The sequence below is a fragment of the Chlorobium sp. KB01 genome, assembly GCF_001975465.1.
Taxonomy (GTDB): domain Bacteria; phylum Bacteroidota; class Chlorobiia; order Chlorobiales; family Chlorobiaceae; genus Chlorobium.
The window spans coordinates 21,213-27,212 of record NZ_MPJE01000072.1 but is presented as its reverse complement, the minus strand read 5'-3'; the positions used below and the strand labels follow the sequence as shown (position 1 = coordinate 27,212).

At 46.2% G+C, this 6,000-nt stretch carries 8 protein-coding genes; all 8 read left to right on the top strand.

Features of this window, described 5'->3' with window-relative positions; genetic code table 11:
* Positions 1 to 314: 314 nt before the first annotated feature.
* The 8 genes from BOO20_RS08145 (at position 315) to BOO20_RS08105 (ending at position 5,931) form a co-directional block, all read left to right on the top strand.
* Positions 315 to 668: a type II toxin-antitoxin system RelE/ParE family toxin gene (locus BOO20_RS08145; protein WP_076791945.1), complete on the top strand. Its 354-nt coding sequence runs from the start codon at positions 315 to 317 to the stop codon at positions 666 to 668.
* Positions 661 to 936, top strand: coding sequence for a helix-turn-helix domain-containing protein (locus tag BOO20_RS08140; RefSeq protein WP_011744536.1), 276 nt, complete (start codon positions 661 to 663; stop codon positions 934 to 936). The genes BOO20_RS08145 and BOO20_RS08140 overlap by 8 nt, the downstream gene beginning before the upstream one ends.
* 425 nt (positions 937 to 1,361) lie before the next feature.
* Positions 1,362 to 2,309 carry a hypothetical protein gene (locus BOO20_RS08130; protein ID WP_076791942.1) on the top strand — a complete coding sequence of 316 codons (948 nt, stop codon included), beginning with the start codon at positions 1,362 to 1,364 and terminating at the stop codon, positions 2,307 to 2,309.
* A 353-nt stretch (positions 2,310 to 2,662) separates the two neighbouring features.
* Positions 2,663 to 2,869 (top strand): helix-turn-helix transcriptional regulator, encoded by a 207-nt coding sequence (locus BOO20_RS08125; protein WP_076791953.1) that lies wholly within the window; start codon positions 2,663 to 2,665, stop codon positions 2,867 to 2,869.
* Between the two features lie 3 nt (positions 2,870 to 2,872).
* A complete protein-coding gene (locus BOO20_RS08120) occupies positions 2,873 to 3,196 on the top strand; it encodes a HipA N-terminal domain-containing protein (protein ID WP_076791941.1) in 324 nt (107 codons plus the stop codon).
* Between the two features lie 3 nt (positions 3,197 to 3,199).
* The gene (locus BOO20_RS08115) at positions 3,200 to 4,153 is read left to right on the top strand and encodes a HipA domain-containing protein (RefSeq protein ID WP_076791939.1); all 954 of its coding nucleotides are present in this window, start codon (positions 3,200 to 3,202) and stop codon (positions 4,151 to 4,153) included.
* Between the two features lie 291 nt (positions 4,154 to 4,444).
* The gene (locus BOO20_RS08110; protein WP_076791951.1) at positions 4,445 to 5,098 is read left to right on the top strand and encodes a hypothetical protein; all 654 of its coding nucleotides are present in this window, start codon (positions 4,445 to 4,447) and stop codon (positions 5,096 to 5,098) included.
* Entirely contained in the window at positions 5,095 to 5,931 is an 837-nt protein-coding gene (locus BOO20_RS08105) for a nucleotidyl transferase AbiEii/AbiGii toxin family protein (RefSeq protein WP_233120927.1), read from the top strand. Before BOO20_RS08110 ends, BOO20_RS08105 begins: the two co-directional genes overlap by 4 nt.
* Positions 5,932 to 6,000 lie beyond the last annotated feature (69 nt).

The window sequence follows — 6,000 nt, the reverse complement described above, 5'->3', positions numbered from 1 at the left end:
GATCTGTTTGAATAGGTGTTATTGATATGATTAACTTGTTTTTATTAAATCAGTTGTTTCTGTAAAAGATAATTGATGGGTGATTGATTCAAAGAGGCATTGATGACTAATCCAGCCATGACTGGCCCAGTTGTCCCACAACGGCATATTACGTGAGTACAGTTAAACTTTCGTAAAGGTTGGATTAACAGACGAACAAAACATAGTGGCGATGGTAGTGACCATGATCCGGCATGGGTTGAACTGGAACTGCAGAGCAGGCAACTGAACGAATTTCTTTTGTGAATAGTTAACTAATTCGTTAACAATCGTCCATGCGAGAGATTGTTTTCTTTAAGACCCGTGCCGGGAAAAGTCCCGTAGAAGACTATCTGGACACGCTTTCTGAAAAGGAAGTCCAGAAGGTACTGTGGGTGCTCAGACTTGTCAAGGAGTTGCCCACGGTGTCGACCGAGTATTTCAAGAAACTCCAAAACACGTATGGTATATGGGAGATCAGAGCAAAACAGGGAAGTAATGCCTTTCGGCTTTTAGGATTTCTTGACCAAGGAAGCTTTGTTGTTCTTACCAATGGTTTCTCAAAGAAGACTCAGAAAACCCCGGCATCAGAAATTGTACTCGCTGAAAAGCGGAAAACAGAATATCTATCGAGGAAAAACCATGGATGATCTTGAACGATACATTAAGAAGCGGAAAGATGAGTCCCCGGATTTCGCAAAAACTTTTGAACAGGGTTACGAACAATTCCGGATCGGGGAGTTACTGCGCCAGGCAAGAAAACGTGCAGGTCTGACCCAGGAAGATCTGGCTGAAAAATTGCACACCAAAAAATCGGCAGTCTCCCGCATTGAGAACCATTCGGAAGACATCCGGCTCTCAACGCTGAGCCATTATGCCGAAGCTCTGGGTAAAAAGCTTACCGTAGTGATTCAATAACCGTATTTGAGTAAGGAGATTCCTTCCCGTATCCCCACTTCATCCCTCTTAAAGCCTGCCACCCGCAGGCTTTTTTTCATGCCCTTTCAGTCGCAACTGTTTTCTGGGAACGCCGAGCTTCAGCTCGGCAGCAAGAGCTGATACTATTCAGCACTGAAGCATCGAACTACTTGCCACCTTTAGGCTGTTGGTTGCGAGCTTGAGATCAAACTCGTTCCCAAAAAACAGGATAAAAGCACCCCTTGATCCTTGAATAATCTTGTCACTGGCTGGGTGTGACTGGCTCATCCGGCTCATGATGCTGAACGTGTAAGTTTGCTGAATAACACGTATATTTTTTTTGATATTTATGGTTGTCATCTGAAAAGATTAGCAGTTTAGTTGGATTAATCCTGTTATTGTTGGGCGCAGCAAAGGGGGAAATAATGGCGCAATCGGAGATCGATTCTTTGCTTAATCTTGGCGTGCCGGAGGATGCATCGGTTATTCTTTTAACCGCAGCTCACTGGCTTGAAGCAAGTGGAGGACCGTTGGCTTCTTCGTATTGGCGAAGCGTACACCCGCCTCTCATTGAACGTCAGAGAGACGAATTTTTCGTTGCAGTTGCGCTCGCCATCAATGGACTTCGCCTGATTTTCCAACATGAGCCAAATAGCGAATGGCGGCTCGGATTTGATGTAGCTTATTTATATCAAGCCAAGCCTTTGGTCCAAGCAGTGCAGTCGATCAATTGTCTTTGCTCATCAAGATGCTACGCGGATTCTCTGACAGTGGTCAGGGCCCTGCATTCGCGCGCGCAATTGCTGGTACTCTTTTCGCTCGAACCGCTTTTGTTTGACGAGTGGTTGGAAAGCCCGGAGCATTTGAAGTACCGTGATGCGCGTGTTCGCAAGGAACTTTCGAATCACGGGTTGGACTTATACCCACACTTTTACCACTGGTTCAGTGACTTGGTGCATGGGCGGCCTGAAGGGCTCTGCGAGACGGGTCACTTTGAGTCCGGGCTCTATCCATCGCTTCCTGTAGTGGAGAACACGGTGTTTGTTTCTGCAAAACTGCTCTTAGCTGTGATTGGGTGGACGGCCATATCTTCCATTATTGTGGATTGCGAAGGCGCGGGGGTTAGTATACCAGATGATGTTGCGCGGATCTCTGGCCTCTACATACAGCTATCCACGGACCTCTTTCACCCTGCTCGACTTGACCACCTGATGACAACGATTCCGCAGGATCGTCACTTGTCAGAGCCTGATGCACGCGGTTACGCTCAAGTGAAATGGTTCGGGTATGAGAAGTATCAGCAGTGTCTTCGCGACTTCCGCATAAAGCTACCGAAACGACAGCTTGGTCGAGATTACTCGAAAACGGTATAGGAATTTGATAGAGTCTCTTGGTAGGTAGTCCCTTAACGCTGTAATACTTGGATGTAGAAAAAATTCATCAGGATTGCTGCTGATTCCAGAATGATGTTTTGATGGCGAAGGATTGAAATTCGTCCTGTTTCCCGACAGCTTCTTCGGGCAGAATGGTAAGGGACCATGTCTGCATGTTTTTATCCGGATTTTTTGAAGCAAACGCTGACGGGGTGAGCAGTACTATGCTGACAGCAATAATGGATAATCCCGTTCGGGTATAAATGTGGCTATTATATTTGAATTTATACCCGAAATGGTATAGATTTGTTATAGGTGATATTTATTATACCTGATCGGGTATCTTGATGGCTATGAATGATCTCTCTGAATTTGTTCGTGACAGACGAAAGTCTTTGAACATGACCCAACCGGAGCTGGCAGAAAAGGCTGGTACGGGGCTTCGTTTTATTCGCGATCTTGAGCAGGGGAAGAAAACGTTGCGCATGGATAAGGTCAATCAGGTGCTGAGCCTGTTCGGATACGAACTTGCTCCTGCGTTACAGAAAAGGGAGAAGTAGCTGATGAGAAAAGCGGAGATAAAGCTACATGATCAAACGGCAGGATGGCTTACCCAGGATGAAGAGGGGTATCATTTTGTCTATGACTCAATCTATCTACAGTCAGAGAGTCCTCATGCGGTAAGTCTGACGCTTCCTCTACGGGCTGCTTCTTTCACGAGCAAAACAATGCTTCCGTTTTTTGATGGACTGATTCCCGAAGGGTGGCTACTGGAAGTTGCGGAAAGAAACTGGAAGCTTGGCCCGCGAGATCGCATGGGCCTTTTGATGAGCTGCTGCAGGGATTGCATCGGGGCGGTCAGCGTGCATCCTGTTTTCAAGGAGTGAACAATGCAACACTACTGTCTCTATTGCTATCAGCCGCTGGTGAATGGTGAGGTTGACTTTCATTCCCGGTGCAGTACAAAGATGTTTGGAACTGCAACGCCTCCGATTTTGCCATATGATGAAACTCAGCTTGACAAGCTCGCGCTTGAGGTGATTCGCAGTCAGATTACCATTACCGGAGTGCAGCCAAAACTGTCACTTCATCTTGAAAAATCAGAAGATAAAGCGGCTCCACAGCGGTTTACCATAGTCGGTCTATGGGGAGGATATATCCTTAAACTACCGACAACTCTCTACCACCAGCTTCCGGAGATAGAAGATCTGACCATGCACCTTGCCGGAGCGGTCAAAATCAATACTGTTCCCCATTGCCTGATCCGTATGCAGTCTGGAACTTTTGCATATCTGACCCGTCGCATTGACCGTTCCAAGACCGGAAAATTGCATATGGAAGATATGTGCCAGATCACGGGAAGGCTTACCGAAGACAAATACCACGGCTCATATGAGCAAATTGCCAAAGCTATACGACAATACTCGGTAAATCCTGGTCTGGATGTCATCAACTTTTTCGAGATGGTGTTGTTCAGTTTTCTGACAGGTAATGCGGATATGCACCTGAAGAACTTTTCGCTGCTTGATGTTCCAAAAAGAGGTTACAGCCTTGCTCCGGCTTATGATATGGTTGCAACGGTTCTGGTTAATCCCGCTGATACCGAAGAGCTTGCCCTGACTCTTAATGGTAAGAAAAAGAGGATTGGCATTCAGGATTTCCATAAAGCGTTCAACACGCTTGCCATTGATGAAAAGGTGCAGACCCGTATGCTCATGAAATTCAAAAAAGCGATTCCCGAGTGGAACCGTCTGATTGACAACAGCTTTCTTGACAAGAGGATGCAAACGGCATACCGGCAACTCATTGTGGATAAATTTTGTCAACTCAATCTGATGGAGTGAGAGTCCTTTTGCTGGTTCGGATCAAGATCGCTGCTGATTCCGGAATGAGGTTTTGATGGCGAAGGATTGAAAGCCGTCCAGTTTCCAGACCGCTTCTTCCGGCAGAATGGTCAGGGATCATGTCTGCATGTTTTTATCCGGAATTTTTGAAGTAAACGCTGAAGGGGTGATATGCGCCCGAAATACCGATCCACTTGCTTATTGGAAAATCGTTTTGCTTTCATGTTTTACGTTTCTATTTTGCATAGATAATCGAATATTATTCGATTATCTATGCAAAATAATGACATCATGAAACTCGAAAAGAAGCTGAAGGTGTTCGGCGGTGTGCCGTTAACCCATAGCACCCTGCTCTCGATCCTTGGTGAATATCGCTCTCCGAACGACAAGATTGTCCGCCTGATTGACGATGGGTTGCTGTTGCCCATCAAGAAGGGGTTGTATGCCGTTTCACCGGAAATTACCGGAATTTCTCTTTCTCTGCCATTAGTGGCAAACCTGCTTTACGGACCTTCTTACGTCTCTATGGACTATGCCTTGTACTATTATAGCATCATTCCTGAAATGGTTATTGAAGTGACTTCGATGACGACCAAAAGGGGAAAGCTCTACGATCTGCCGGTTGGCCGGTTCTCTTATACCCATTCATATCAGGCATTATATGCCGTAGGTATTGACCAAGTTGAAAATAGTGACAGATCAGGTTACCTCATGGCCTCACCAGAAAAGGCGCTCTGCGACAAGCTTGTCTTCACCCGAAATTTGAATGTCCAGTCGCAACGGGCATTGCAGGAACTCTTGTTCGAAGACATGCGTATTGATGAAGAATTACTGGCCCGGTTTGATCCTGAAGTGATCAAGGCTTGTATAGTTGCAGGAGTAAAGGCTGACATGCTGCGGGTATTGCTGCAATTGGTTAATGGAATGCAAAGGGAGGCATCATGAGTGTACTGAACCAGATGCTCGAAAAATATGATACCACCACGGTTGAAGGAAAAGTCAACGGACTGAGGGAGGTTATGCAGGAGGTTGCACTTGCGGGATTATATCGAGGAGGTTTTTTCGAAAAGGCTGCATTTTACGGCGGTACCTGTCTCAGGATATTTTACGGATTGCCAAGGTTTTCAGAGAACCTGGATTTTTCACTGCTTGCTCCGGATGTCAATTTTTCACTGGAGCCGTATTTCAAAGCTGTCAGGGATGAGTTTTCCGCATTGGGGCTTGATGTCGAGATATCAGCCAAAAAGAAAACGGTTCGGACAGGTATCGAGTCAGCATTTCTGAAAAGCGATACCCCTCAGTTCAGCCGGGCTGTTCATGCCGAAAAGAGAGTCAAGATCAAGTTCGAGGTGGATACCTTGCCTCCGCCTGGTTTTGCAACCGAGGAAAAGCTCCTTTTGCAACCATTTTCCTTCTATGTCAAATGCTTCAGTATGCCGGACCTCTTTGCCGGAAAGATGCACGCACTGCTTTACAGAAACTGGAAGAGCCGGGTAAAAGGTCGTGACTGGTATGACTTTGAATGGTATGTCCGGAGAGGTATGCCACTGAATCTTTCGCATTTCATCATTCGAGCCAGGCAGAGCGGGCATCTACGAGATGAGAACCTGTCAGAGGCAGAATTTCGCACGTTGCTTGAAAATCGGATCGATGCACTCAATGTTGCTGCAGCGGTGAACGACGTTTCACGCTTTGTGAAGGATGCCGGGGCCTTGAACATTTGGTCTCAAAATTATTTTAAAGAGCTCGTGCATCGGATGAGCATTAGCCGGGGTTAATGTCTGCTTTTCTCTGTATCGAAGTGTTATTTGTTTTAATCTTTTCCCCTCTTGACCCTCTCAAAAGAG